This window comes from Streptomyces sp. NPDC052043 (assembly GCF_044548235.1).
In the GTDB taxonomy this organism is placed as follows: domain Bacteria; phylum Actinomycetota; class Actinomycetes; order Streptomycetales; family Streptomycetaceae; genus Streptomyces.
In genome coordinates, this window is record NZ_JBIUBT010000001.1 from 553,330 (window position 1) to 577,321 (window position 23,992).

Here is a 23,992-nt window from a genome sequence, read left to right on the forward strand (position 1 = left end):
AGGGAGTACGGCTTCCCGTGGGGTCTCATCGCCGCCCGGCACCGTCCGGGTCCGACCGGGGCGCGGGCGCCGCGTTCTGCGTCCTGTCCGTCGCGGCCGCCGCCCTCGGCGCCGTACCGGCCACCTCGGCCGTCGCCGCGCCGCACGGCGACGCCCGGTCCGAGATCGACCGCCTCTACCAGGAGGCCGAGAAGGCGACCGAGGCCTTCGACAAGGCAGGCGAGCGCGCCGACCTCCTGCGCACCCGGGTGCACGACGTCCAGGACCGCATCGCCCGACGGCAGCAGCGCGTCAACGACCTCAGGGAGACGCTGGGTTCGCTGGCCGGAGCCCAGTACCGCTCCGGATTCGACCCGTCGATCGCCCTGCTGTTCTCCCGCGACCCGGCCGACTACCTCGACAAGGCCGCCACGCTCGACCGGATCACCGACCATCAGGCCGGCGAGCTGAAGAACCTGCGGCGGGTGTTGCGCGAACTCTCCCAGGACCGTGCCGAGGCCACCCGGTCCCTCGCCGAACTGGACCGGAGCCGCAAGGAGGTCGCGGCCCACAAGCGGACGGTCGAGCAGAAACTCGCCAGGGCCCAGCAGGTCCTCGGCTCCCTGTCCCCGTCGGAGCGCGCGGCCTACGACCGGGCCTCCCGCCTCGGCCGCGAGGACCTGCTGCCCGGCCTCGATGCCGGACCGGCCGCCTCCGCCCGCGCGGCCGCCGCCCTCGCCGCCGCCCGGTCCGCCCTCGGCCGCCCCTACGTCTGGGGTGCCAACGGGCCCACGGCGTTCGACTGTTCGGGCCTGATGCAGTGGTCGTACGCGCAGGCCGGAGTGCATCTGCCGCGCACCTCGCAGGAGCAGCGCAACGCGGGCCGGCGGATCCCGTTGTCGCAGGCCCGGCCCGGCGACCTGGTCGTCTACCGCTCCGACGCCGGCCATGTCGCGATGTACGCGGGCAATGGCCGGGTGATCCACGCGCCCCATCCGGGCGCGCCGGTGCGCTACGCCCCGGTGAACATGATGCCGATCTCGTCGGTCACCAGGGTCTGACGGCCGTCCCGGTGCCGCCGTACGATCGGGCAATGGCTGGTCGTGGGCGGGCGTCGCATTCCTCGGTCCTGGCGGTGTGCCTGCTGCTGGCGTCGCTGACGGCATGCGGCGGGCCGTCCGCGGCCGACACCGCGAAGGCCGAGGCGCAGCGGGTGCTCGACCAGCGCGCGGCGGCGGTCCTGCACCACGATCCGGCGGCGTACGCCGCCACCGGGACCCGGGCCCCGTACGCGCGGCTGCGGGCCGTCCCGCTGACGGCCTGGTCCTACCGGCTGAAGAGCCTGCGCCGCAGCGGCGGCACCGCGGTCGCGCGGGCCGAACTGAGCTACCGGATTGCCGGTTACGACCAGGCACCCGTCACCTCCGGCCGCACGCTGACCCTGTCCACCGGCGCCGACGGGAAGTGGTACGTCGAATCCGACCGTCCGGAGAAGAAGTCCGCCGAGCAACTGTGGGACCAGGGCACGGTCTCGGTGGTCCACGGGCGGAGCAGCCTCGTGCTCGGCGTCGGACACACCGCCGCGGTCCTGCGCGGCTACGCCGACCTGGCCGACCGTGCGATACCCGCGGTGTCGGACGCGTGGGGCACGGACTGGAGCCGGCACGTCGTCCTGCTGGTCCCCAAGTCCCTGGAGGGCATGGCGGAACTGCTCGGCTCGCCCGTCTCCGAGTACCGCGGGATCGCCGCCGTCACCACGGGCGAGACCGGGGGATCGGGCTCGGCGCCCGCGGACCGGATCATCGTCAACCCCGCCGCCTACGGCATGCTCGGGTCGCTCGGCAAGCAGGTCGTCCTCACGCACGAGACGACCCACGTCGCCACCCGCGCCCACACCAACGCCGCCACCCCGCTGTGGCTCTCCGAGGGTTACGCGGACTGGGTCGGCTACCGCGGCACCGGCCGCACCGCGGACGAGACCGCGCCCGAACTGCGCGGCGCCGTGGCCGACGGGAACGTCCCCGCCGCCCTGCCGGCCGACTCGGACTTCGGCTTCGCCGGCGACCCGGCCCGGCTCGCCCGGGCCTACGAGAGCGGCTGGATGGCCTGCCGCATGATCGCCGACCGGTGGGGCGAGCGGCGCCTCGACGACTTCTACCGCTCCGTCGGCGCCCACGGCGCCCGTGAGGGCGCGGTCGAGGACGCCCTGCGGAAGGTCCTCGGCATCACTCTGGAGCGGTTCACCGAGCAGTGGCGCGCATACCTCGGACGTCAGCTGGGCTGATCGACGGCGGTGGCCCGGGCGGTCCGGTCCGGTCGCCGCCTCCTGGGTGCCGCAGGGACCGTCGAGCGCCACAGGGTCCGGCAGGCGGTCACGCACGCGGCCACCAGCAGGCCGTTGCGCAGCAGCAGGAGGCCGACGCCGAGGCGGTCGCTCGCGACGACGTGCGCGAAGTACACCGGGAACTCCAGGGCCGTCACCGGGGCCGCCGCCAGGACGAGGCCCGCCGGCAGCCGCATACCGTCGTCTGGGAAGCACCGGCAGACGGCGGCCAGCCCGATCAGCCACACCAGGTACTGGGGGCTGAGGACGCGGCTGGTGACCGTGAACAGCAGCACGGCCGTGAACGCGGCCCGGGCGGCCGTGTCCGGACGGAAGCGGCGGGCCCGCAGCCGCCACAGCAGCAGCCAGCCGAAGGCCGCCGCGGTCAGGGCCAGGGAGGCGGTGCCGACCACGTCGGTGTGCGGGCCGGCGAACTCCAGCGAGCCGTAGCGGAGCAGCACCTGTCCGTTCCAGCCGAAGTGCCGCGCCCCGTGGAGGACGAGCGCGGCCGGCGCCTCCACCTCCAGGCCCCGGTCGCGCTGCGCGGTCACGAAGGACAGGGCACCGGGCACGGTGAGCGCGCACAGCGAGGCGAGCACCGCCACGGTCACCGCCGCCGCCGTCCACGCACGGCGCCCGACCGCGCCCCGCAGGCCCGGCAGCAGCAGGAGAGGCCACACCTTCAGCAGCGCCCCGAAACCGGCGAGCGTGCCCATCGCGCGCGGATGCCGGACGCCCGCGAGCAGCGCGGCCACGGCCACCGCCGTCACCATCACGTCGTAGCGGGCGTACAGGACCGGGCCGAGCAGGGGAGCGCCCGCCGTCCACACCCAGGCCCCGCGCAGCGGCCGGCCGGGCCGCCGTCCGGTGCACAGCAGCAGGCACAGCACCGCCAGGTCGGCCAGCAGGGCCAGGACCTGGAAGGCCGTGGCGTAGTCGAGGAAGGGCAGGACGGCGGGGGAGAGGATCGCCAGCGCGGCGGCGGGCGGGTACTGCCAGGTCACGTCGCCGGCCGGGAAGGCGCCCTGCCGCAGCACCTCGTACCAGCCCTGGTAGATCACCGACAGGTCCGTCGTGACGTCGTCGGGACCCGGGAAGCGGAACACCCCGAACGTGAGGAGCAGCAGCGCGACCCGGCTGACGCCCCAGACCACCAGCACCCCGGCGAGCCCCCGCCGGTCTCCCGTTTCGCCCACCCGACCCCTCTCCGCGCGTCCACCTGCGGGGCACATGATCTCGCGGCCGGCCGTCGCGGGGCGTGCGGCACGGCCGTGGCCGGTGGGCTCGGCCGGGTTCGGTAGGGTCGGCGGTTGTGCGCAAGACCCTCATCGTGACCAACGACTTTCCGCCGCGGCCGGGCGGGATCCAGGCGTTTTTGCACAACATGGCGCTGCGCCTGGACCCGGAGCGGCTGGTCGTCTACGCCTCCACGTGGAAGCGGGGCCGGGAGGGCGCCGAGGCGACGGCGGCCTTCGACGCGGAGCAGCCCTTCACCGTCGTACGCGACCGCACGACGATGCTGCTGCCGACGCCGGGCGCGACCCGGCGCGCGGTCGGGCTGCTGCGGGAACACGGGTGCACGGCGGTGTGGTTCGGCGCGGCGGCGCCGCTCGGCCTGATGGCGCCGGCCCTGAGGAGGGCGGGCGCCGAGCGGCTGGTGGCCACCACCCACGGGCACGAGGCGGGCTGGGCGCAACTGCCCGCCGCCCGCGGGCTCCTGCGCCGCGTCGGGGAGTCGACGGACACGATCACCTACCTCGGCGAGTACACCCGCTCCCGGATCGCCACCGCGCTGACCCCCGAGGCGGCCGGGCGGATGGTGCGACTGCCCCCGGGCGTCGACGAGAAGACGTTCCACCCCGGCTCGGGCGGCGACGCGGTGCGGGCCCGGCTCGGGCTCACCGACCGGCCGGTGGTCGTGTGCGTCTCGCGGCTGGTCAGGCGCAAGGGGCAGGACACGCTGATCCAGGCCATGCCCCGGATCCTGGCCGCCGAGCCGGACACCGTGCTGCTGATCGTCGGCGGTGGACCGTACGAGAGGGATCTGCGCGCCCTGGCGGAGCGGACCGGGGTGTCCGGCTCCGTGCGCTTCACCGGCGCGGTGCCCTGGGCCGAACTGCCCGCGCACTACGGCGCCGGCGACGTCTTCGCCATGCCCTGCCGCACCCGGCGCGGCGGACTCGACGTCGAGGGGCTCGGCATCGTCTATCTGGAGGCGTCCGCGACCGGACTGCCCGTCGTCGCCGGCGACTCCGGCGGCGCGCCCGACGCGGTGCTCGACGGCGAGACCGGCTGGGTCGTGCGCGGCGGCTCCCCCGAGGAGGCCGCCGACCGCGTCGTCACGCTCCTGGGGGACGCGGAGCTGCGCCGCCGCATGGGGGAGCGGGGACGCTCCTGGGTCGAGGAGAAATGGCGGTGGGACCTGCTGGCCCAGCGGCTGGAGGAACTGCTGTAGGACCTGGAAGAACCGCTGTGGGAACTGCTGCGGGGGAGCGGCGCGCTACTTGGCGTAGAGCGCCTCGATCTCGTCCGCGTAGTGCTCCGCCACCACGTTCCGTTTGAGCTTCAGCGACGGGGTGAGGTGCCCCGACTCCTCCGTGAACTGGGAGGACAGGATGCGGAACTTCCGCACCGACTCCGCCTTCGACACCGCGGCGTTGCCGTCGTCGACCGCCGCCTGGATCGCCGCGTTCAGGTCCGGGTCCTCGCGCAGCGACTGTGCGGTGGAGTCCGCCGGCTTGCCGTGCTCGGCGCACCAGCGGTGCAGGAAGTCCTCGTCGAGGGTGATCAGCGCGCCCACGAACGGCCGCCCGTCGCCCACCACCATGCACTCCGCGACCAGCGCGTGCGCCCGGATGCGGTCCTCGATCACGGCCGGGGCGACGTTCTTGCCGCCCGCGGTGACGATGATCTCCTTCTTGCGGCCGGTGATCCTGAGGTAGCCGTCCTCGTCGAGCGTGCCGATGTCACCGGTGTGGAACCAGCCGTCGGCCAGCGCCTGACGGGTCGCACCGGGGTTGTTCCAGTACTCCTTGAACAGGTGCTCGCCGTGCAGCAGCACCTCCCCGTCGTCCGCGATGCGGATCACCGAGCCGGGCAGCGGCTGGCCGACCGTGCCGATCTTCTGCCGGTCCCAGGGGTTGAAGGCGGTCGCCGCGCAGGACTCGGTCAGGCCGTAGCCCTCCAGGACCGTGAAGCCGATACCGCGGTAGAAGTGGCCGAGGCGCTCGCCGAGCGGAGCGCCGCCGGAGATGGCGTACTCGCCGCGCCCGCCGAGCACCGCGCGCAGCTTGCCGTAGACCAGCTTGTCGAACACCTTGTGCTTGATCCGCAGCCCGAGCGAGGGACCCGAGGAGCTGTCCAGTGCCTTGCTGTAGGCGATCGCCGTGTCGGCCGCCCTGTCGAAGATCCGGCCCTTGCCGTCCGCCTGCGCCTTGGCGCGCGCCCCGTTGTAGACCTTCTCGAAGACCCGCGGGACACCGAGGATCAGCGTGGGGCGGAACGCGGCCAGCTCGTCGGTGAGGTTCTTGATGTCCGGGACGCAGCCCAGCTTGATCGGCGCCATCATCGGGGCGACCTGGACCAGCCGGCCGAAGACGTGCGCCAGCGGCAGGAAGAGCAGCACCGAGCACTCGCCGGTGCGGAACAGCGGGCGCAGCCGCTCCACGACGTTGCCGCACTCGGCGAAGAAGGCGCGGTGGGTGAGCACGCAGCCCTTGGGGCGGCCGGTGGTGCCACTGGTGTACACGATGGTCGCCGGGTCGTCGGCCTTCGCCAGCGAGCCGCGTTCCTCCACCGCGGCGTCGCTGATGTCCCGGCCGGCCCGGACCAGCTCCTCGACCCCGCCGGCCTCGATCTGCCAGAGGTTCTTCAGCGCGGGCAGCGTGTCGCGCACCGCCTCGACGGCGGCTGCGTGCTGGTCCAGCTCCACGACGCACGCGGTCGCGCCGGAGTCGCCGAGGATCCACCGCACCTGCTCCGGCGAACTGGTCTCGTACACCGGCACGGTGATCGCGCCCGCGCTCCAGATCGCGAAGTCCAGCAGCGTCCACTCGTAGCGCGTACGGGACATCAGGCCGACCCGGTCGCCGGGCTGGATGCCGGAGGCGATCAGACCCTTGGCGGCGGCGTGCACCTCGGCGAGGAAGGCCCGTGCCGTGACGTCCCGCCAGACGCCGTCCACCTTGCGGGCGATGACGGCGACGTCGGGATGCTGCGCGGCGTTTCTGCGGACGATGTCGGTCAGATTCCCGTCCGCAGGAACCTCGTACAGAGCCGGAAGGCTGAACTCGCGCAAGTCTGCTGCTCCTCATAGGGCGCCGGCGCCACGACGTAGTTGAAATCCAGAAACGATGGGACGGGCCGGACGTTACCCGCCGGTATGGTTCTTCGACAGGGGGACCCGGCGAGATGTTCGCTGCGTCACACGGATCGACGTTCCCCTGCGCACAGTAGTCGACCCGTTGAACCACCGGCCAGTAACGGCGTTTCCGGCCGCCACTGTTCACGTATGCCACGCCCGCCTACGCTTGATCGCCATGGCACCCACATCGGCCCGTCACGGCAGAACGCGCATCCATGTGGTCAGCGACGTGCACGGCAACGTGCGGGACCTGGCCCGGGCCGGAGAGGGCGCCGACGCCCTGGTGTGCCTCGGCGACCTGATCCTCTTCCTCGACTACGCCGACCACTCGCGCGGGATCTTCCCCGACCTGTTCGGCGTGGCGAACGCCGACCACATCGTCGAGCTGCGCACCGCCCGCCGCTTCGCCGAGGCACGCGAGTTCGGCGCCCGGCTGTGGGCGGGTGTCGACGGCGACCGGGCGGCGGTGATGGAGCGGGCGGTGCGCAAGCAGTACGCGGAACTCTTCGCCGCCTTCCCCGCTCCGACGTACGCCACCTACGGGAACGTCGACATGCCGACGCTGTGGAAGGAGTACGCCCGCGAGGGCACCACCGTGCTCGACGGCGAGCGGGTGGAGATCGGGGGCCGTGTCTTCGGCTTCGTCGGCGGCGGCCTGCGCACCCCCATGCGCACCCCCTTCGAGATCGGCGACGAGGAGTACGCGGCGAAGATCGAGGCGGTCGGCGAGGTCGACGTGCTGTGCACGCACATCCCGCCCGAGGTGCCGGAACTCGTCTACGACACCGTCGCGCGCCGCTTCGAGCGGGGCAGCCGCGCCCTGCTGGAGGCCATCCGGCGCACCCGGCCCCGGTACGCCCTCTTCGGCCACGTCCACCAGCCGCTGGTGCGGCGGATGAGGATCGGCGCGACCGAATGCGTGAACGTGGGGCACTTCGCCGGGAGCGGCCGGCCCTGGGTGCTCGAATGGTGACCATTCCGGCCGATCGCCCAGGCGGGGGTGGAGTCCGGCGGCCGGGCGCGCGGTAGCCTTCACGCTGCACACACGTGCGCACGAGGAGCGCACCACCGGCCTCACCCGGCCGCACTACCGGCCCGCATCTGGAGGATCCACGGCGATGGCGGAACACACCAGCTCGAGCATCACGATCGAGGCGCCACCGGCCGACGTCATGGCCGTGATCGCCGACTTCGCCCGCTACCCCGACTGGACCGGCGAGGTGAAGGAGGCCGAGGTCCTCAAGACGGACGAGCAGGGCCGTGCCCACCAGGTCCGCCTCGTCATGGACGCGGGCGCCATCAAGGACGACCAGACCCTCGCCTACACCTGGACCGGCGACCACGAGGTCTCCTGGACCCTGGTGAAGTCCCAGATGCTGCGCTCCCTGGACGGCTCCTACGTCCTCAAGCCCGCGGGCGTGCACGCCACCGAGGTGACCTACCTCCTCACCGTCGACGTCAAGATCCCCATGCTCGGCATGATCAAGCGCAAGGCCGAGAAGGTCATCATCGACCGGGCCCTCGCGGGCCTGAAGAAGCGCGTGGAGTCGGGCGAGAAGTAGGCCCGCGCGGCCCACGGCGGAGCAGCAGGCGCCCACCCGGGGCCCGCCTGCCCGGGCGCCGGGTGCGAGGCCGAAGGGCGCGCCCGTGGGCGACCGAGCCGTCGAAGCCAGCTACCGTTCAACGTCATGCGCACCCTCCTGATCACGGGCCCGGGCGGCAGCGGCCGTACGACCGTCGCCGCCGCCACCGCACTGACCGCCGCCCGTGACGGCGTCCAGACCCTCGTGCTCAGCGCCGACCGCACGGACTCCCTCGGCGCGGCGCTCGGGGTGCCGACGGGTGCCGAGCCGGTGCCCGTCGTACCGGGGCTGACCGCCTGGCGCCCCGACGCGGCGACCGGCTTCCGGACCGACCTCGCCGCCTTCCAGGACCGCGCGGGCCAGGTGCTCGACCTGCTCGGGGCCACGCGTCTGGACCCCGAGGAGGTCACCCCGCTGCCGGGCGCCGAGGAACTCGCCCTGCTGCGCGCGCTGCGCGACGCGGCCCTGTCGGAGCGGTTCGAGCTGCTGGTCGTCGACCTGCCCCCGGCGCCGCAGGCGCTCGCCCTGCTCGCGCTGCCCGAGGAGCTGCGCCGCTATCTGCGCCGGCTGCTCCCGCCCGAGCGGCAGGCGGCCCGCGCCCTGCGGCCGGTGCTCGGCCGGCTCGCCGGCCTCCCCATGCCGGCCGAGTGGCTGTACGAGACGGCGGCACGCTGGGACGTCGAGCTGGCCGCCGTGGCCGCGGTGGTCGCCGACCGCGGCACCCGGGTACGCCTGGTCGCCGAGCCCGGCCCGGCCGGCGCCGACGCCGTCCGCGGCGCCGCCCTGGGCCTGGCCGTGCGCGGGCTGGCCGTGGAGTGCCTGGTCGCCGGCCGGGTCCTGCCGGAGACCGCGGCGGACTCCTGGCTGGCCGGCCCGGTCGCGCAGCAGCGCAAGACCCTCGACGAGTGGCGCGAGACGTACGCCGTCCACCCGGCCGCCCACCTGGGCCGGGACCCGCGCGGCCTGGACGACCTCGCCGCCCTCGCCGTGCCCGGCGTGCAACCGGCGGCCGCCCCGATCGAGTGGCCCGTGACCGACCGGCTCGCCGAGGACGGGGTCCTCGTGTGGCACATCCCCCTGCCCGGCGCCATACGGGAGGAACTGGACCTCATCCGGCTCGGCGACGAACTCGCGGTGACCGCCGGGCCGTTCCGCCGCGTCGTACCGCTCCCCTCGGCGCTGCGCCGGTGCACCGTCGACGGGGCCGCCCTGCGCGACGGCGCGCTGCGGATCCGGTTCGCGCCGGACCCCGCGCTGTGGCCGCGCGAGAGATGAAGCGCCTACCCCCGTTCGGGTAACGTCGGAGGGACGAACCGTAGTCAGGAGTCCGCCATGAGCGAAGAGCGCACACCGTCCGACGCCCATCGCGACGACGCCGCTCAGGAGGAGCCCGGCGGCCGTGGGGACACCCCCCCTCCGCACGCCACGGACGCCGACGCCTGGTCCACGGCCTGCGCCGAGGACCTCGCGGCGGAGCAGGCCCGTCGCCGCGAGCAGTACGGCCCGCCGCCCGGCTCGGCCGCCGAGGAGCTGCGCAGGTTCGTCGACACCGTCGCCGACAAGCTGTCGTCGATCCAGGCGCCGCTGCTCGGCGCGCTCGCCGGACCCGCGGCCGAACAGGTGGTGCGGCAGATGGTCCAGCAGGCCAAGGCGGCCGTCGAACCGGTCGTGGAGCGCAACCCCGAGGTCTTCGAGCACCTGGCGGCGGCCGGCGGTGAACTCCTCGCCGCGTACCGCTCGGCCGTCGAGTCCCAGGAGCGCCGCTGGACGTCGTCCCGCACGGGCGAGTCCGCGCGGGACGGACTGGACGACCCGGACGCCCACCCCGACGACCGCCGCGACCCCGGCGAGGGCAGCGGCGGCGAGCGCATCGACCTGGACTGACCGTCCGGACGACTTGCACCGACCGTCCCTGCGACGCGAATCCGACGGCAGGGCCTCGGGTACGGTTGGCCGTAGCGGGGCTCGACCGGAACTGAGGGATTCATGGGACTCACCATCGGCGTCGACATCGGCGGCACGAAGATCGCGGCCGGCGTGGTCGACGAGGAAGGCAACATCCTCTCGACCTTCAAGGTGCCGACCCCCGCCACGCCCGCGGCCATCGTGGACGCCATCGCCTCGGCGGTGGAGGGCGCACGCGCGGGGCACGAGATCGTCGGCGTGGGTATCGGCGCCGCCGGATACGTCAACCGGCAGCGCTCCACGGTCTACTTCGCGCCCAACATCGACTGGCGCAACGAGCCGCTGAAGGAGGAGGTCGAGGCGCGCGTCGCCCTGCCGGTCGTCGTGGAGAACGACGCCAACGCCGCGGCCTGGGGCGAGTACAAGTTCGGCGCCGGCAAGGGCCACCGCAACGTCATCTGCATCACGCTCGGCACCGGCCTCGGTGGCGGCATCGTCATCGGCAACAAGCTGCGCCGCGGCCACTTCGGCGTGGCCGCCGAGTTCGGCCACATCCGGATGGTCCCGGACGGCCTGCTGTGCGGCTGCGGTTCGCAGGGCTGCTGGGAGCAGTACGCCTCCGGGCGCGCCCTGGTGAGGTACGCCAAGCAGCGCGCCAACGCCGCCCCCGAGAGCGCGGAGGTGCTGCTCGCCCTCGGCGACGGCACCCCCGAGGGCATCGAGGGCAAGCACATCTCCGTGGCCGCCCGCCAGGGCTGCCCGGTGGCCGTCGACTCCTACCGCGAGCTGGCCCGCTGGGTGGGCGCCGGCCTGGCCGACCTGGCCTCGCTCTTCGACCCGTCCGCGTTCATCGTCGGCGGCGGCCTCTCCGACGAGGGCGAGCTGGTCCTGGACCCGATCCGCAAGTCCTACAAGCGCTGGCTGGTCGGCGGCAACTGGCGCCCGGTCGCCGACGTCCTCGCCGCCCAGCTCGGCAACAAGGCCGGTCTGGTGGGCGCGGCCGACCTCGCCCGGGAGCCCGACCCGATCATGTAGCGCCGGTCGTACCGTGAGCGCGCCCACCGTCCCCGTCCGTCCGGGACCGGTGGGCGCCGCCGTACCGGCATCGAGTGGGCCGCGGCGTATGTTGATCGTCATGCTGCTGCCCAACTCCCGCACGGAACCCGACGGTTCCGCCGTCATCCGCGTCCTGAGCCACAACATCCGTTCGATGCGGGACGACACCGAGGCGCTGGCCCGCGTGATCCGGGCCTGCGCGCCCGATCTCGTGCTCCTCCAGGAGGCGCCGCGCTTCTTCCGCTGGCGCAAGAAGCTGGCCCGGCTCGCCGCGGCCTCGGACCTGGTGGTCCTCACCGGGGGTGCGACGGCCGCGGGCCCGGCGGTGCTCTGCTCGCTCAGGGCCACCGTGGAGCGCACGGAGGACGTCCTGCTGCCGCTCACCCCCGGGCTGCACCGGCGGGGCCTTGCCACGGCGGTCGTCCGGTTCGGGGGCGCCCGGCTCGGCGTCGTCAGCTGCCACCTCTCACTCGACGCGGCCGAACGGTACGAGCAGGCCGGCGCGCTTCTGGACCGGCTGGCCGGGATGGGCGTGGCGCACGCGGTAGCGGGCGGCGACCTCAACGAGGGGCCTGAGGGGCCGGCGTTCCGGCGGCTGGCCGACCTGCTCCAGGACGGCTGGGCCACCGCCCCCTGGGGAGCGGAGGACACCTGGACGTCCGTCGATCCGCACCGTCGAATCGACGCGGTCTTCGCCACCCGCGGCGTCGAGGTCCTCGGCTGCGGGGTGCCCCTCGGCCGGTACGGGGTGACGGAGACGGACCTGAGGGCGGCCACGGACCACCTGCCGGTGCTGGCCGCCCTCAGAGTGCCGGCGCTTCCCTAGGACCGGGGGTCGGGGCCGGTCGCGCGCGGTCGATCGCGGGACCGGTCGCGGGACCAGGGGGCCGGTGGTGCGGTCGGTCCCGCGGCTCAGACCACCGCCCCGCGGCCCGGGTTGTCGTCGTCATCGTCGTCCGGCTTCATCCGCATCACCAGCGTCGCGAAGCCGCCCAGGAAGCCGCCGATGCCGAGCATGGCGAGCCACCACGTCATGTCCCAGCCGAACAGGACGGCCAGCAGGAGCAGGACGGGCCCGCCTATCACCGCGAGCCAGGCGAACTTCGAGGTCGGGTCGGCGGAGGGCAGCGGGGGCGGCTCCGGCGGGACGAAGTGGCCCTCGTCGCCCTCGTCGAAGTCGTCCTCGGAGGGTTCGGCGAGCGAGTAGTCGCGCGGCCCCGCACCGGGACGGCCGACACCGGGTGCGAAGGAGACCGAGCCGCCCAGCCGCCCGGCCGGGCCCTTCTCGCTCTCGCCTGCCTCGCCGTCCCCGCTGTCCTTGTCGCCCTCGGCGTCCTCGGCCTTCCTGTCCTTCCTGTCCGTCCTCTCCTTCCACGGCTTCTCGTCGGGCGCCCCGGGGTCCGGCGGCAGCGCCAGGTCCTCGATCGGCCGGAACGGCCTCGAGCCCGGCGGGTCCGGCGGCTCCTGCCCGTACCCGGCGACGATCGCCGCCCAGGCGGCCTCCTCGTCGAAGGCGGCGCCTTCCTTCCCGGCGGGCACGCCGGGCTCGGCGCGCTGCTCGGCCGGTCCGGCGGGTTCGGCCGGCTCGACGGGCCCTGCGGGCCCGGCGGGCGTGACCGGTTCGGCCGGCTCCACCGGCTCACCGCCGTCGCGGTTCTCGCGGTCGGAGTCGTGCTCAGCCACCTGCCGTCGTCCCTTCCTTGCCGACACTGGGTGCGAGCCGGCCGATGAAGGCGTAGCTCTCCTCGAAGATCCGGTCCGCGTCATGGTCCAACGTCGCGACGTGGTAGCTGTGTTCCAGCAGGGCCTCCGTGACGTCCGTGGAGGAGACCCGGCCGAGGATCCGGGCCGAGTCGACCGGCGGCACCACATGGTCCTGCGGGCTGCGCAGGAGCAGCAGCGGCTGGGTGACCTGCGGCAGCTCGCCGTCGAGCATCCGGAAGAAGGTCCTGAGCGAGTGCGCGGCGTGCAGCGGCACCCGGTCGTACCCCAGCTCGGCGGCGCCCTCCAGCGCGATGTCGCTCGCGATGCCCTTCGTGGTCCGTACGACATGGCGGGCCACCGGCAGGGCGTACGCCGACAGACCGTGCACCTTGTTGGCCGGGTTGACGACCACGACGCCCGTGACCGCGTCCCCGTGCCGGGCAGCCAGCCGCAGCGCCAGCGCGCCGCCCATGGACAGTCCGGCCACGAACACCCGCGCGCAGGAATCGCGCAGGACCCGCAGCTCGCGGTCCACCTCCGCGTACCAGTCGGGCCAGCCGGTGAGCTGCATGTCCTCCCAGCGCGTGCCGTGCCCGGGCAGCAGCGGGAGCGAGACGGTCAGGCCGCGCTCGGCGAGGTACCGCCCCCAGGGGCGCAGCGACTGGGGGGAACCGGTGAAGCCGTGGCAGAGGAGGACGCCGACCTCGCCGCCCTCGTGGCGGTACGGCTCGGCTCCGGGGAGCACCGGCACGTTGCTCTCCTGTGGTCGTCGATTGCAGGTACTTCACCGTACGCGACCGTACTGACACCGACCAGGGCCATCGGCCCCACAGGCGGTACCCGGCGGTATCGTCTGACCGACACACACAGGAAGGCACTCGGTTGTTCTACGGCACGATGAAGGTCGCCATCGGGGGGCCGCTGAAGCTCGCCTTCCGGCCCTGGGTGGAGGGACTGGAGAACATCCCGGCCGAGGGCCCCGCCGTTCTGGCGAGCAATCACCTGTCCTTCTCGGACTCCTTCTTCCTGCCGGTGATGCTGCACCGCAAGGTCACCTTCATCGCGAAGGCCGAGTACTTCACCACGCCCGGGGTGAAGGGCCGGATGACCGCCGCGTTCTTCAAGGGCGTGGGCCAGCTCCCGGTGGACCGCTCCGGGACGCGCGGCGCGGGCGAGGCTGCGGTGAAGAGCGGCATAGAGGTGCTGGAGCGCGGCGAGCTGTTCGGCATCTACCCGGAGGGCACCCGCTCGCCCGACGGGCGGCTCTACCGCGGCAAGCCGGGCGGCCTGGCCCGCGTGGCGCTGGCCACCGGGGCGCCCGTCATCCCGGTCGCCATGATCGACACCGAGAAGATCCAGCCTCCCGGGAAGGTCGTCCCCAAGCTGATGCGCCCGGGCATACGCATCGGCAAGCCGCTGGACTTCAGCCGCTACCAGGGCCTCGCGCACGACCGTTTCGTGCTGCGGGCGGTGACGGACGAGGTCATGTACGAGATCATGAAGCTCTCCGGCCAGGAGTACGTCGACATCTACGCGACCGCGGCCAAACGGCAGATCGCGGAGGCGGCCAAGGCCGGCAGGGAAGCGGACAAGACGCCGGGGCGGGCGGCCGACAAGGCCCAGAAGGCCGTACGGGCCGCGCTCGGGCGGGCCGAGAGGGAACAGGCCCCGACGCAACAGGCCGGGACGGAAGCGCCCGAGACGGAAGCGGCCGAGACGCAACAGGCCCAGAGGGAGAAGCAGGCGGAGTAGGGCGAACCGCCGAGGGGGGACATGCGGGGGGACATGCCGAAGCGGCAACGCGTGATGAGGATGTCGGTCGAGCAGCCGCTGTGGCGCGCGCTCGCCGGATACCGGGTGCTGACCATGCTCTACGCGGTCGGCCTGTTCGCCACCGGCTACGACCGGTTCCCGCGCCCGGGTGTCGCCATCGCCTACTACTGCGTGCTGTCCGGGTGGACCCTGGCCACCCTGCCCAGGGTCGCGAACGCCGCGAGCTGCACCAGGCGCTTCCTGGCCGCCGACCTCACCCTGGCGCTGGCCGGCATCCTCCTCACCCCCGTCGCCGACGCGCCGGCGCGGATCGCGGACGGCGGCCCGACCCTGCCGTCGATCTGGACCGCCGGCTCCGTCCTCGCCTTCGCCGTCAAGGGCGGCTGGCGCTGGGCCGCCTTCGCCTCCACCGCGGTCGCCGCCGCCAACCTGGTCGAGCGCGGCGCCGCGACCCGCGACACCGTCCACAACGTGATCCTGGTCTGGGTCGCCTCCATCGCCATCGGCTACGTCGTCGAGGTCGCCCGCGCCTCCGAGCGCACCCTCGCCCGGGCGCTGGAGATCGAGGCGGCCACCCGGGAACGGGAGCGCCTGGCCCGGGACATCCACGACGGCGTGCTCCAGGTGCTGGCCATGGTGCAGCGGCGCGGCGCGGTCATCGGGGGCGAAGCCGCCGAACTGGGCCGGCTGGCGGGCGACCAGGAGGTGGCGCTGCGCACCCTGGTCTCCGGCGGGCCGGCCTCGGTCCCCCGGGCGCCGAGGGACGCCTTTGCGGATCCGGCCGGGGACACCGCGCGGGGCGCGGCCGTCGGGGCCCTCGACGAGGGCACGGACGACGCCGCCGACGGGCCCGTCGACCTGCGCGCGCTGCTCACCCCGTACGCGGGTGCCCGGGTCAGCCTCGCCGAACCGGGCGCCCCGGTGCCGCTGCCGGCCGCCGCCGCCCGGGAGGTGGCCGCCGCCGTCGGAGCCGCGCTGGACAACGTCCGCCGGCACGCGGGCGAGGGCGCGCGGGCGTGGATCCTGGTCGAGGACGAGCCGGAGTCGGTGATCGTGACCGTGCGGGACGACGGTCCCGGCATCCCGCAGGGGCGGCTCGCCCAGGCCGAGGACGAGGGCCGGCTCGGTGTGGCCCTGTCGATCCGGGGCCGGCTGCGCGACATCGGCGGCAGCGCCGAACTGGTCTCGGTGCCCGGCCAGGGCACGGAGGTCGAACTGCACGTACCCAGGAACACGCAGACCACGAACGGCAGCGGGCACACGGGAAGCGCGAAGGGCGCGCCGTGGACGCGGGGGAAGGCGGAGAGCCGATGAGCGCGGAACAGGACCCGATCAGAGTGATGGTGGTCGACGACCATCCGATGTGGCGCGACGCCGTGGCCCGCGACCTGACCGAGTCCGGCTTCGAGGTGGTCGCCACCGCGGGCGACGGCGAGCAGGCGGTGCGCCGCGCCCGGGCCGCCGCGCCCGACGTGCTCGTGCTCGACCTGAACCTGCCCGCGAAGCCGGGGGTCCAGGTCTGCAAGGAACTCGTCGGCGCCGACCCGGCGTTGCGCGTGCTGGTGCTGTCCGCGAGCGGTGAGCACGCCGATGTGCTGGAGGCCGTGAAGTCGGGTGCGACGGGCTACCTGCTGAAGTCGGCCTCGACCCAGGAGTTGCTGGACGCGGTGCGCCGCACGGCCGTGGGCGACCCGGTGTTCACACCGGGCCTGGCCGGCCTGGTGCTCGGCGAGTACCGGCGGCTGGCCGCCGAGCCCGCACCCGTCGCGGACGCCGGTGAGCCGAGGGCGCCCCGGCTCACCGACCGCGAGACCGAGGTGCTGCGCCTGGTCGCCAAGGGTCTGAGCTACAAGCAGATCGCCGAGCGTCTGGTGATCTCCCACCGCACGGTCCAGAACCACGTCCAGAACACCCTGGGCAAGCTCCAGTTGCACAACCGGGTGGAGCTGGTGCGGTACGCCATCGAACGCGGGCTCGACGGCGAGTAGGGGCGGGTACACCCGCATCCCGCGCGGCCACCACCCTTTCGAGTGGATTCGCCGTGATCAACTACCCGACAATTCAGTGGAATTGGCTCGCCGCCCCATGCCGAAGTGACGTGGGTCACCATTAGCGTGACCTTCACCAGGCAACCGCGGCGAAGGGACTTTTCCATGCGGGTCGGAGTACTGACCGGAGGCGGCGACTGCCCCGGGCTCAACGCCGTCATCCGGGGCATCGTCCGCAAGGGCGTGCAGGAGTACGGCTATGACTTCGTCGGCTTCCGGGACGGCTGGCGGGGCCCCCTCGAGAACGACGCCGTCCGTCTCGACATCCCCGCGGTGCGCGGCATCCTGCCCCGCGGCGGCACCATCCTCGGCTCCTCGCGGACCAACCCCCTCAAACAGGAGGACGGCATCCGGCGGATCAAGGACAATCTCGCCAAGCAGGAGGTCGAGGCGCTTGTCGCGATCGGCGGCGAGGACACCCTCGGCGTCGCCGCGCGGCTGAGCGACGAGTACGGCGTGCCCTGCGTGGGCGTGCCCAAGACCATCGACAACGACCTGTCGGCCACCGACTACACCTTCGGCTTCGACACCGCGGTCGGCATCGCCACCGATGCGATCGACCGGCTGCACACCACCGCCGAGTCCCATATGCGGGTGCTGGTCTGCGAGGTGATGGGTCGTCACGCGGGCTGGATCGCCCTGCACTCCGGCCTCGCCGGCGGCGCGAACGTCATCCTCATCCCCGAGCAGCGCTTCGACGTCGACCAGGTGTGCGCCTGGATCACCTCCCGTTTCAAGGCGTCGTACGCCCCGATCGTCGTCGTCGCCGAGGGTGCCATGCCCAAGGACGGCGACGTGGTCCTGAAGGACGCCTCGCTCGACTCCTTCGGGCACGTGCGGCTGTCCGGGGTCGGCGAGTGGCTGGCCAAGGAGATCGAGGCACGCACCGGGAAGGAGGCGCGGACCACCGTCCTCGGGCACATCCAGCGCGGCGGCACGCCCAGCGCCTTCGACCGCTGGCTGGCCACCCGGTTCGGGCTGCACGCCATCGAGTGCGTCCGGGACGGCGACTTCGGCAAGATGGTCGCGCTGCGCGGCACCGACATCGTCCGCGTCCCGATCGCGGAGGCGACCGCGAAGCTGAAGACGGTCGACCCGAAGCTGTACGAGGAGGTCGGGGTCTTCTTCGGCTGACCCGCCACCGGCCTCTTCGCCCACAGACCGCACCGAGGGTGCCGCCGACCTGACCGGCGGCGCCCTCGGTGCGCGCGTCGCCGGCTACGGGACGCGCCGCGGCTCACCGTACGTGCCGGCGCCGCGCAGCTGACCGGCCAGCAGCGCGCAGACGATCGCCCGGCCGTTCAGCGTCAGCACGGACTCGGGGTGGAACTGCACCGACGCGAACCGGTCGGAGCGCAGCGCGTGCACCTCACCGGACGCGCTCCGGCTGACCTCGATCCCGTGCGCGGACAGCTCGGCGTGCGCCTCGTCGTCGCAGTGCGCCACGTAGCTGTTGTAGAAGCCCACGGTCTCGGCCCGCCCGAACAGGTCGATCCCGGTCTGGGCGCCCTGGTGGGGCACCTCCTTGCGGACGATGTCCAGGCCGAGTTCGGCCGCGATCAGCTCGTGTCCGAGGCAGACCCCGAGCACGCCGTGCCGGTGCTCGGCGAGCACGTCGGCCGTCAGCGCGCGCAGCAGCCGCATCTTCGGGTCGTCCGCATCGCACGGGTCGCCGGGGCCGGGGCCCAGGACGACCGGTCCCTCGTGCGCGAGGACGGCCGCGCGCAGTCCGGGCTCGTCGTAGCGGCGCACGGTGACGGTCAGCCCCGACGACCGCAGCATGTGGGAGAGCATCGCGGTGAAGGTGTCCTCGCCGTCCACGACCAGGGTGTGTCCGGTGAGTTCCGCCGGGTCCGCCGCGGCCTGCGACTGCGCCCGGCCGGTCGGGACCGCGCCCTGCATCCGCAGCCAGAACGGCGCGAGAAGGGCGCGCCGCCCGTCCAGGGCCGCGCGCACCCGCGGGTCGTCGGCGAGCCGGGGCCGTGAGCGCTCCACGCGCGGCCGGGCGGGCCGTACGCCCAGCGCCGCCAGCACGCCCGCCGCCTTCGCGTGCGTCTCGGCGACCTCGCCCGCCGGGTCCGAGCCGCGGACGAGGGTGGCGCCGACCGGTACGCGCAGCCGCCCGCGGGCGTCGATGTCGGCGGTGCGGATGAGGATGGGGGAGTCCAGGGTCTGGGCGCCGCCGGAGTCGCGGCCGAGCAGGGCCAGCGCGCCCGCGTAGTAGCCGCGGCCCCCGGCCTCGTGCCGCTCGATGACCCGGCAGGCGTTCTGCACCGGCGACCCGGTGACGGTCGCGGCGAACATGGTCTCCTTGAGCACCTCGCGCACGTCCAGGGAGGACCGGCCGCGCAGCTCGTACTCGGTGTGCGCCAGGTGCGCCATCTCCTTCAGCCGCGGGCCGACGACCACCCCGCCCATGTCGCCGACGGTGCACATCATCTTGAGCTCCTCGTCGACGACCATCGACAGCTCCTCGATCTCCTTGCCGTCGGCGAGGAAGCCGAGCAGGTGCTCGGGCGTCGGCCCCTCGGCGGGGTAGCGGTACGTCCCGCTGATCGGGTTCATCACGACCGTCCCGCCGGACATGCGCACGTGCACCTCGGGGCTGGCGCCGACCAGCGTCCGCCCACCCGTCTCCCACCCCCGCCCTTCCAAGGAAGGCCCTTCGGGCCCTTTCCGATCTCCGGTGTGCACGACGAACGTCCAGTACGCCCCCCGCTCGCCCTCGAGCAGCCGCCGGAACAGCGCCAGCGCGTCGGCCCGCCCGAAGCCCGGGACCTCCCCCTCGTACGTCCGTCGGATCACGAAGTTCGCGCCCTCGCCCGTGCCGATCTCCTCGCGCAGCACCCGCCCGACGATCTCCGCGTACTCCTCGTCGCCCACGTCGAAGCCGCCGCCCTCGACGCGCACCTGGTGCGCGGGGAGCTGCGTCAGGGCCTCGGCGAGCGGGACCGTGCCCGTCTCCTCGGGCGTGAGCACCAGCAGCGGGGTGCCGTCGTCGCGGACGTCGAAGCCGCGTTCGCGGATCTGCCGGAACGGTACGAGGGCCAGGCCCTCGTCGGGCAGGTCGGCCAGCCGGTCGCGACGGGTCACCGGGCCGAGCAGCACCTCGACCAGGTCCTGGTCGTGCCCCGGCGTACGGCGGCGCAGCAGGGCGAAGGGGCGGGGGTCGTGCAGCAGCCGTGCCAGATCCATGGGTTCCTCTTCCGTCGACGCCGGTCGATGCCGGTCGATGTGGGTGAGGAACGGCCAAGGCGCCGGAAACGCCGAAGGCCGCCCCTCGGGCGGCCTTCGCGCAGTGTGGGATACGCGCAGTCAGCGGGCCGCCGGAGAAGCGGTCCACCACCAGTTCTGGTTCTGGGTCGAGTGCGCGAACATGCCCGGCACCCTACCGCATCGGTCCACCGGGCGGCCCCGACCGGCCCGTGACGGGCCCCGGCCGCGCTGCCGCGCGTGCGTCCGTACGCAGCACAGGCCGGTTTCCGGCGGCCTCGCGGAGTGGGAAGAGGGTCCGCGTCGACCAGCGGCCGACCCCGCCCCGGCGTTCGCCGCACGCCCGAGCCCGACCGAGGAGTACGCCATTTCCACACCACGATCACCCCACCCGGCAGGGCACCGCCGCCTGAGGCGGGCGCTGACCGCCCTGAGCGCCTGCGCGGTGCTCGCCGCCGGTGTCACGGGCGCCGCCCGGCCGTCGGCCGACGATGCCACCAAGACCGTCACCTACCGCGGTCACACCTTCACCGTCCCGGCCGGCTGGCCCGTCGTCGACCTCGACCAGGAGCCGACCGCCTGCGTCCGCTTCGACCGGCACGCCGTCTACCTCGGCACCCCCGGCGAGCAGCAGGACTGCCCGGCCCGCGCCGTCGGACGCACCGAGGCCCTGTGGGTGCAGCCCGCGGTGGCGACGAAGGCCTCGGTGACCGAGGAGCCCACGGCCCGCGTCTACCGGGCGACCGCCACCAACGAGGGAATCTCCGTGACGGCCCCGTACGGCGAGGACCGCGCGGAGATCCAGCGGGTGCTGCGCAGCGCCGGACTGCCCGTCGCCGCCGCCCGCGCCCGTGAACCCGCCCGGGAACCGACCACGCGCGCCGTGCCCGCCGACGCGACCGCGTACCAGGGCAGGGGCTTCGACGCCTGCACCGCCCCGAGCCAGACGGCCATGAACGCCTGGAGGACCGGCTCGCCCTACCGGGCCGTCGGCGTCTACATCGGCGGCGTCAACCGCGCCTGCGCCCAGGCGAAGCTGACCGCCGAGTGGGTGCAGACGCAGTACGCGAACGGGTGGCGCTTCTTCCCGCTCTACGTCGGCCCGCAGCCCGCCTCCGGCGCCGGCAGCTGCCAGAACTCCTGCGCGTCGATCAACGATCCGGCACCGCAGGGCAAGGGGGCCGCGGAGGACGCCGTCGCCCAGGCGGCGGCGCTCGGCTTCGCCAAGGGGTCGGTGCTCTACAACGACGTGGAGCAGTACACGCCGGGCGGCACCCTCACCACGCGCGTACTCGGCTACCTGGAGGCCTGGACCGAGCGGCTGCACGAACTGGGCTACCGGTCCGGCGCGTACGGCAGCGTCTCGTCCCTGGTCACCGACCTGGTCGCCCACGCCGGGAAGGTCACCCTGCCCGACGTGATCCACTTCGCGCACTGGAACGACGAGAACACCACCGCCCACACCGCCATCCCGGCCCATCTGTGGGCCGGCCACCAGCGCATCCACCAGTACGCGGGGAACAAGACCGAGACCCACGGGTCGGTGACCATCAACATCGACCGCGACCAGCTGGACGTGGGTACCGGCGCCTGAGCAACCCGGGCAAAGGGGGTACCGCGACCGGGCGCCGTCCGTCTCATTGGCTGAACGGAGAAGGGGGTCCGCCGGGCGACCCCGTAATCTTGGTGGGGTGACCGTGAACGCTAAGACCAGCGCGAGCGCTGGCAACACCTGGCGAGACCTGCCCGCGGCGCAGCAGCCCGAGTACCCCGACCCCGAGGCTCTGCGCGCAGTGATCGCGGACCTCGAGTCGTATCCGCCGCTCGTCTTCGCGGGCGAGTGCGACCAGCTGCGCGCCCGGATGGCGGCCGTCGCCAAGGGAGAGGCGTTCCTCCTCCAGGGCGGCGACTGCGCCGAGGCGTTCGACGCGGTGTCCGCCGACCACATCCGCAACAAGCTCAAGACCCTGCTCCAGATGGGTGCCGTACTGACGTACGCCGCCTCGGTGCCGGTGGTCAAGGTCGGCCGGATCGCCGGCCAGTACTCCAAGCCGCGCTCCAAGCCGACCGAGACCCGCGACGGGGTGACCCTGCCGACCTACCGCGGCGACTCCGTCAACGGCTTCGAGTTCACCGAGGCCGCCCGCGTGCCGGACCCCGAGCGCCTGAAGCGGATGTACCACACGTCCGCCTCCACGCTGAACCTGGTGCGCGCCTTCACCACCGGCGGCTACGCCGACCTGCGTCAGGTGCACGCCTGGAACCAGGACTTCGTGCGGTCCTCCCCGTCCGGCCAGCGCTACGAGCAGCTCGCGCGCGAGATCGACAGTGCGCTGAACTTCATGCGGGCCTGCGGCACGGACCCGGAGGAGTTCAAGACCGTCGAGTTCTTCTCCTCGCACGAGGCGCTGCTGCTCGACTACGAGTCGGCGCTGACCCGCGTCGACTCGCGGACCGGGCGGCTGTACGACGTCTCCGGGCACATGGTGTGGATCGGCGAGCGCACCCGGCAGCTGGACCACGCGCACATCGAGTTCGCGTCGAGGATCCGCAACCCGATCGGCATCAAGCTCGGCCCGACGACCACGCCCGAGGAGGCGCTGCGGTACATCGACCGCCTCGACCCCGAGCGGGAGCCGGGCCGGCTGACGTTCATCGTCCGCATGGGCGCCGACAAGATCCGCGACCGGCTTCCGGAGCTGGTGGAGAAGGTCACGGCCTCGGGCGCGGTGGTGGCCTGGGTGACCGACCCGATGCACGGCAACACCTTCGAGGCGGCCTCCGGCCACAAGACCCGCCGCTTCGACGACGTGCTCGACGAGGTCAAGGGCTTCTTCGAGGTGCACAAGGGGCTCGGCACGCACCCCGGCGGCATCCATGTGGAGCTGACCGGTGACGACGTCACCGAGTGCGTCGGCGGCGGCGACGAGATCTTCGTCGACGACCTGCACCAGCGCTACGAGACGGCCTGCGACCCGCGGCTGAACCGCAGCCAGTCCCTGGACCTGGCGTTCCTGGTCGCGGAGATGTACCGGGACCAGTGAGGCGCCCGCACCTCGCGGGAGCGTGAAGTGGGGCGCGGATCACACGGGATCCGCGCCCCACTCCCTTTCCCGGAGTTCCCGTCGTGAGTTAGGTTAGGTTTGCCTCACCGAGAAGAAGTCGGGGTGGCGCCACTGATCCGATCCCGGCGGGAGGTGAACCGCGTGTACGTGTGCAGTTGCTTCGGCATCACCGAGCAGCAGGTCAAGCAGCACGCGGACAACGGCGCCTGCACGCCCCGCAGGATCGCCTCCGCGTGCAAGGCGGGCACCGACTGCGGCGGCTGCGTACGCCGTATCCAGGCACTGCTCGGCCGGGGCGCCTGCCCGCGCCGGGAGCTGATCGACCAGGGCGGCCCGGCGCTCGCGCCGCTCACCGGCGGGGCGTCCGGAGTGCCCCCGAAGGAGCTGACGGAGCTGGGCGACGCCGCCTAGGGTCCTGGGCGCGACCGTCGGCGGTCCGCCTCAGGGGCTGGAGAAGCCGTGCGTTCCGGGGCCCGACGGGTCCGGCTGGTTCTGTTCGATGACGGTCGAGATGTAGAGCGCCTCACCCAGCTTGTCGACCAGTTCCAGCTGGGTGTCCAGGTAGTCGATGTGGTGCTCCTCGTCGGCGAGGATCGCCTCGAAGATGTTCGCCGACGTGATGTCGTCCTTGTCGCGCATCAGATCCACGCCCCGGCGCAGCCGGTCGATGGCCTCGACCTCGATCTGCCGGTCGGCCCGGAACATCTCCGTCACCGTCTGCCCGACCTGGACGTGGAAGAGACGCTGGTAGTTCGGCAGGCCGTCAAGGAGCAGGATCCGGTCGGTCAGGAGTTCCGCGTGCCGCATCTCGTCGAACGACTCGTCGCGGGTGTACTTGGCGAGCTTCGTCCAGCCCCTGTGGTCCTGGATCTTGGAGTGCAGGAAGTACTGGTTGATCGCGGTGAGCTCGGCGGTCAGCTGCTCGTTGAGCAGTTCGATCACCTCGGGGTCGCCTTGCATGGCGGCGGTGCTCCTTCCGG

General features: G+C 73.2%; 23 protein-coding genes. 16 read left to right on the top strand and 7 right to left on the bottom strand.

Annotated features, from left to right (window positions below; translation table 11 throughout):
• Positions 1-17: 17 nt before the first annotated feature.
• Complete coding sequence (locus ACIHCX_RS02445; RefSeq protein ID WP_400025807.1) at positions 18-1,040, top strand: NlpC/P60 family protein; 1,023 nt, start codon at positions 18-20, stop codon at positions 1,038-1,040.
• A 32-nt stretch (positions 1,041-1,072) separates the two neighbouring features.
• Positions 1,073-2,263, top strand: a complete 1,191-nt coding sequence (locus tag ACIHCX_RS02450; protein ID WP_400025809.1) for a hypothetical protein — start codon at positions 1,073-1,075, stop codon at positions 2,261-2,263.
• On the opposite strand, the gene ACIHCX_RS02455 is transcribed toward ACIHCX_RS02450, so the two are convergent.
• Positions 2,251-3,498: a glycosyltransferase 87 family protein gene (locus tag ACIHCX_RS02455; protein WP_400025811.1), complete on the bottom strand. Its 1,248-nt coding sequence runs from the start codon at positions 3,496-3,498 to the stop codon at positions 2,251-2,253. The two genes, ACIHCX_RS02450 and ACIHCX_RS02455, sit on opposite strands and share 13 nt — an antisense overlap.
• Positions 3,499-3,614: 116 nt before the next feature.
• On the opposite strand from ACIHCX_RS02455, the gene ACIHCX_RS02460 reads away from it, so the two are divergent.
• The gene (locus ACIHCX_RS02460) at positions 3,615-4,757 is read left to right on the top strand and encodes a glycosyltransferase family 4 protein (RefSeq protein ID WP_400025812.1); all 1,143 of its coding nucleotides are present in this window, start codon (positions 3,615-3,617) and stop codon (positions 4,755-4,757) included.
• 45 nt (positions 4,758-4,802) lie between these two features.
• Here the strand turns inward: ACIHCX_RS02460 and ACIHCX_RS02465 are convergent, their stop codons facing one another.
• Positions 4,803-6,599, bottom strand: coding sequence for an AMP-dependent synthetase/ligase (locus tag ACIHCX_RS02465; RefSeq protein ID WP_400025814.1), 1,797 nt, complete (start codon positions 6,597-6,599; stop codon positions 4,803-4,805).
• A 241-nt stretch (positions 6,600-6,840) separates the two neighbouring features.
• Here ACIHCX_RS02465 and ACIHCX_RS02470 point away from each other — a divergent pair, with 241 nt between their 5' ends.
• The 6 genes from ACIHCX_RS02470 to ACIHCX_RS02495 all read left to right on the top strand — a co-directional run bounded on the left by ACIHCX_RS02470 (position 6,841) and on the right by ACIHCX_RS02495 (position 12,035).
• A complete protein-coding gene (locus ACIHCX_RS02470; protein ID WP_400025816.1) occupies positions 6,841-7,638 on the top strand; it encodes a metallophosphoesterase in 798 nt (265 codons plus the stop codon).
• A 145-nt stretch (positions 7,639-7,783) separates the two neighbouring features.
• Positions 7,784-8,227: an SRPBCC family protein gene (locus tag ACIHCX_RS02475; RefSeq protein ID WP_400025818.1), complete on the top strand. Its 444-nt coding sequence runs from the start codon at positions 7,784-7,786 to the stop codon at positions 8,225-8,227.
• Between the two features lie 126 nt (positions 8,228-8,353).
• Positions 8,354-9,523: an ArsA family ATPase gene (locus ACIHCX_RS02480; RefSeq protein WP_400025820.1), complete on the top strand. Its 1,170-nt coding sequence runs from the start codon at positions 8,354-8,356 to the stop codon at positions 9,521-9,523.
• A gap of 57 nt (positions 9,524-9,580) precedes the next feature.
• Complete coding sequence (locus ACIHCX_RS02485; RefSeq protein WP_400025821.1) at positions 9,581-10,132, top strand: DUF5304 domain-containing protein; 552 nt, start codon at positions 9,581-9,583, stop codon at positions 10,130-10,132.
• A 102-nt stretch (positions 10,133-10,234) separates the two neighbouring features.
• Complete coding sequence (locus tag ACIHCX_RS02490) at positions 10,235-11,188, top strand: ROK family glucokinase (RefSeq protein WP_400025822.1); 954 nt, start codon at positions 10,235-10,237, stop codon at positions 11,186-11,188.
• A gap of 88 nt (positions 11,189-11,276) precedes the next feature.
• Positions 11,277-12,035, top strand: coding sequence for an endonuclease/exonuclease/phosphatase family protein (locus tag ACIHCX_RS02495; protein ID WP_400025823.1), 759 nt, complete (start codon positions 11,277-11,279; stop codon positions 12,033-12,035).
• A gap of 86 nt (positions 12,036-12,121) precedes the next feature.
• On the opposite strand, the gene ACIHCX_RS02500 is transcribed toward ACIHCX_RS02495, so the two are convergent.
• Positions 12,122-12,892 carry a hypothetical protein gene (locus ACIHCX_RS02500; protein WP_400025825.1) on the bottom strand — a complete coding sequence of 257 codons (771 nt, stop codon included), beginning with the start codon at positions 12,890-12,892 and terminating at the stop codon, positions 12,122-12,124.
• A complete protein-coding gene (locus ACIHCX_RS02505; protein ID WP_400025827.1) occupies positions 12,885-13,664 on the bottom strand; it encodes an alpha/beta hydrolase in 780 nt (259 codons plus the stop codon). Before ACIHCX_RS02505 ends, ACIHCX_RS02500 begins: the two co-directional genes overlap by 8 nt.
• A 146-nt stretch (positions 13,665-13,810) precedes the next feature.
• On the opposite strand from ACIHCX_RS02505, the gene ACIHCX_RS02510 reads away from it, so the two are divergent.
• The 4 genes from ACIHCX_RS02510 to ACIHCX_RS02525 all read left to right on the top strand — a co-directional run bounded on the left by ACIHCX_RS02510 (position 13,811) and on the right by ACIHCX_RS02525 (position 17,868).
• Complete coding sequence (locus ACIHCX_RS02510; protein ID WP_400026593.1) at positions 13,811-14,665, top strand: lysophospholipid acyltransferase family protein; 855 nt, start codon at positions 13,811-13,813, stop codon at positions 14,663-14,665.
• A gap of 33 nt (positions 14,666-14,698) precedes the next feature.
• Positions 14,699-16,000 (top strand): MacS family sensor histidine kinase, encoded by a 1,302-nt coding sequence (gene macS / locus ACIHCX_RS02515; protein WP_400025829.1) that lies wholly within the window; start codon positions 14,699-14,701, stop codon positions 15,998-16,000.
• Positions 15,997-16,674, top strand: a complete 678-nt coding sequence (locus ACIHCX_RS02520; RefSeq protein WP_400025830.1) for a response regulator — start codon at positions 15,997-15,999, stop codon at positions 16,672-16,674. Before macS ends, ACIHCX_RS02520 begins: the two co-directional genes overlap by 4 nt.
• Positions 16,675-16,839: 165 nt before the next feature.
• Complete coding sequence (locus ACIHCX_RS02525) at positions 16,840-17,868, top strand: 6-phosphofructokinase (protein ID WP_400025832.1); 1,029 nt, start codon at positions 16,840-16,842, stop codon at positions 17,866-17,868.
• Positions 17,869-17,952: 84 nt separating this feature from the next.
• Here ACIHCX_RS02525 and ACIHCX_RS02530 read toward each other — a convergent pair whose 3' ends face one another.
• Both ACIHCX_RS02530 and ACIHCX_RS02535 read right to left on the bottom strand, forming a co-directional pair.
• Positions 17,953-19,929 carry an anthranilate synthase family protein gene (locus ACIHCX_RS02530; protein WP_400025835.1) on the bottom strand — a complete coding sequence of 659 codons (1,977 nt, stop codon included), beginning with the start codon at positions 19,927-19,929 and terminating at the stop codon, positions 17,953-17,955.
• Positions 19,930-20,049: 120 nt separating this feature from the next.
• A complete protein-coding gene (locus tag ACIHCX_RS02535) occupies positions 20,050-20,316 on the bottom strand; it encodes a trp operon leader peptide (RefSeq protein ID WP_400025837.1) in 267 nt (88 codons plus the stop codon).
• Between the two features lie 76 nt (positions 20,317-20,392).
• Here ACIHCX_RS02535 and ACIHCX_RS02540 point away from each other — a divergent pair, with 76 nt between their 5' ends.
• From ACIHCX_RS02540 to ACIHCX_RS02550, 3 genes are all read left to right on the top strand, one after another.
• Positions 20,393-21,541 carry a glycoside hydrolase domain-containing protein gene (locus tag ACIHCX_RS02540; RefSeq protein ID WP_400025839.1) on the top strand — a complete coding sequence of 383 codons (1,149 nt, stop codon included), beginning with the start codon at positions 20,393-20,395 and terminating at the stop codon, positions 21,539-21,541.
• Between the two features lie 97 nt (positions 21,542-21,638).
• Positions 21,639-22,991, top strand: a complete 1,353-nt coding sequence (locus ACIHCX_RS02545) for a class II 3-deoxy-7-phosphoheptulonate synthase (RefSeq protein ID WP_400025840.1) — start codon at positions 21,639-21,641, stop codon at positions 22,989-22,991.
• Positions 22,992-23,144: 153 nt separating this feature from the next.
• On the top strand, positions 23,145-23,423 hold the full coding sequence (locus ACIHCX_RS02550) for a bacterioferritin-associated ferredoxin (RefSeq protein ID WP_400026594.1): 279 nt from the start codon (positions 23,145-23,147) through the stop codon (positions 23,421-23,423).
• A gap of 30 nt (positions 23,424-23,453) precedes the next feature.
• Here the strand turns inward: ACIHCX_RS02550 and bfr are convergent, their stop codons facing one another.
• Positions 23,454-23,972, bottom strand: a complete 519-nt coding sequence (gene bfr / locus ACIHCX_RS02555) for a bacterioferritin (RefSeq protein WP_400025841.1) — start codon at positions 23,970-23,972, stop codon at positions 23,454-23,456.
• Positions 23,973-23,992: the final 20 nt, after the last annotated feature.

What these genes read in the sequence shown, in the direction of transcription:
- ACIHCX_RS02450 (WP_400025809.1), top strand. Translation starts at nt 1,073, where the DNA reads ATGGCTGGTCGTGGGCGGGCGTCGCATTCCTCGGTCCTGGCGGTGTGC.
- ACIHCX_RS02470 (WP_400025816.1), top strand. Translation starts at nt 6,841, where the DNA reads ATGGCACCCACATCGGCCCGTCACGGCAGAACGCGCATCCATGTGGTC.
- ACIHCX_RS02475 (WP_400025818.1), top strand. Translation starts at nt 7,784, where the DNA reads ATGGCGGAACACACCAGCTCGAGCATCACGATCGAGGCGCCACCGGCC.
- ACIHCX_RS02480 (WP_400025820.1), top strand. Translation starts at nt 8,354, where the DNA reads ATGCGCACCCTCCTGATCACGGGCCCGGGCGGCAGCGGCCGTACGACC.
- ACIHCX_RS02485 (WP_400025821.1), top strand. Translation starts at nt 9,581, where the DNA reads ATGAGCGAAGAGCGCACACCGTCCGACGCCCATCGCGACGACGCCGCT.
- ACIHCX_RS02490 (WP_400025822.1), top strand. Translation starts at nt 10,235, where the DNA reads ATGGGACTCACCATCGGCGTCGACATCGGCGGCACGAAGATCGCGGCC.
- ACIHCX_RS02495 (WP_400025823.1), top strand. Translation starts at nt 11,277, where the DNA reads ATGTTGATCGTCATGCTGCTGCCCAACTCCCGCACGGAACCCGACGGT.
- ACIHCX_RS02510 (WP_400026593.1), top strand. Translation starts at nt 13,811, where the DNA reads ATGAAGGTCGCCATCGGGGGGCCGCTGAAGCTCGCCTTCCGGCCCTGG.
- macS (WP_400025829.1), top strand. Translation starts at nt 14,699, where the DNA reads ATGCCGAAGCGGCAACGCGTGATGAGGATGTCGGTCGAGCAGCCGCTG.
- ACIHCX_RS02520 (WP_400025830.1), top strand. Translation starts at nt 15,997, where the DNA reads ATGAGCGCGGAACAGGACCCGATCAGAGTGATGGTGGTCGACGACCAT.
- ACIHCX_RS02525 (WP_400025832.1), top strand. Translation starts at nt 16,840, where the DNA reads ATGCGGGTCGGAGTACTGACCGGAGGCGGCGACTGCCCCGGGCTCAAC.
- ACIHCX_RS02530 (WP_400025835.1), bottom strand. Translation starts at nt 19,929, where the DNA reads ATGGATCTGGCACGGCTGCTGCACGACCCCCGCCCCTTCGCCCTGCTG.
- ACIHCX_RS02535 (WP_400025837.1), bottom strand. Translation starts at nt 20,316, where the DNA reads ATGGCGTACTCCTCGGTCGGGCTCGGGCGTGCGGCGAACGCCGGGGCG.
- bfr (WP_400025841.1), bottom strand. Translation starts at nt 23,972, where the DNA reads ATGCAAGGCGACCCCGAGGTGATCGAACTGCTCAACGAGCAGCTGACC.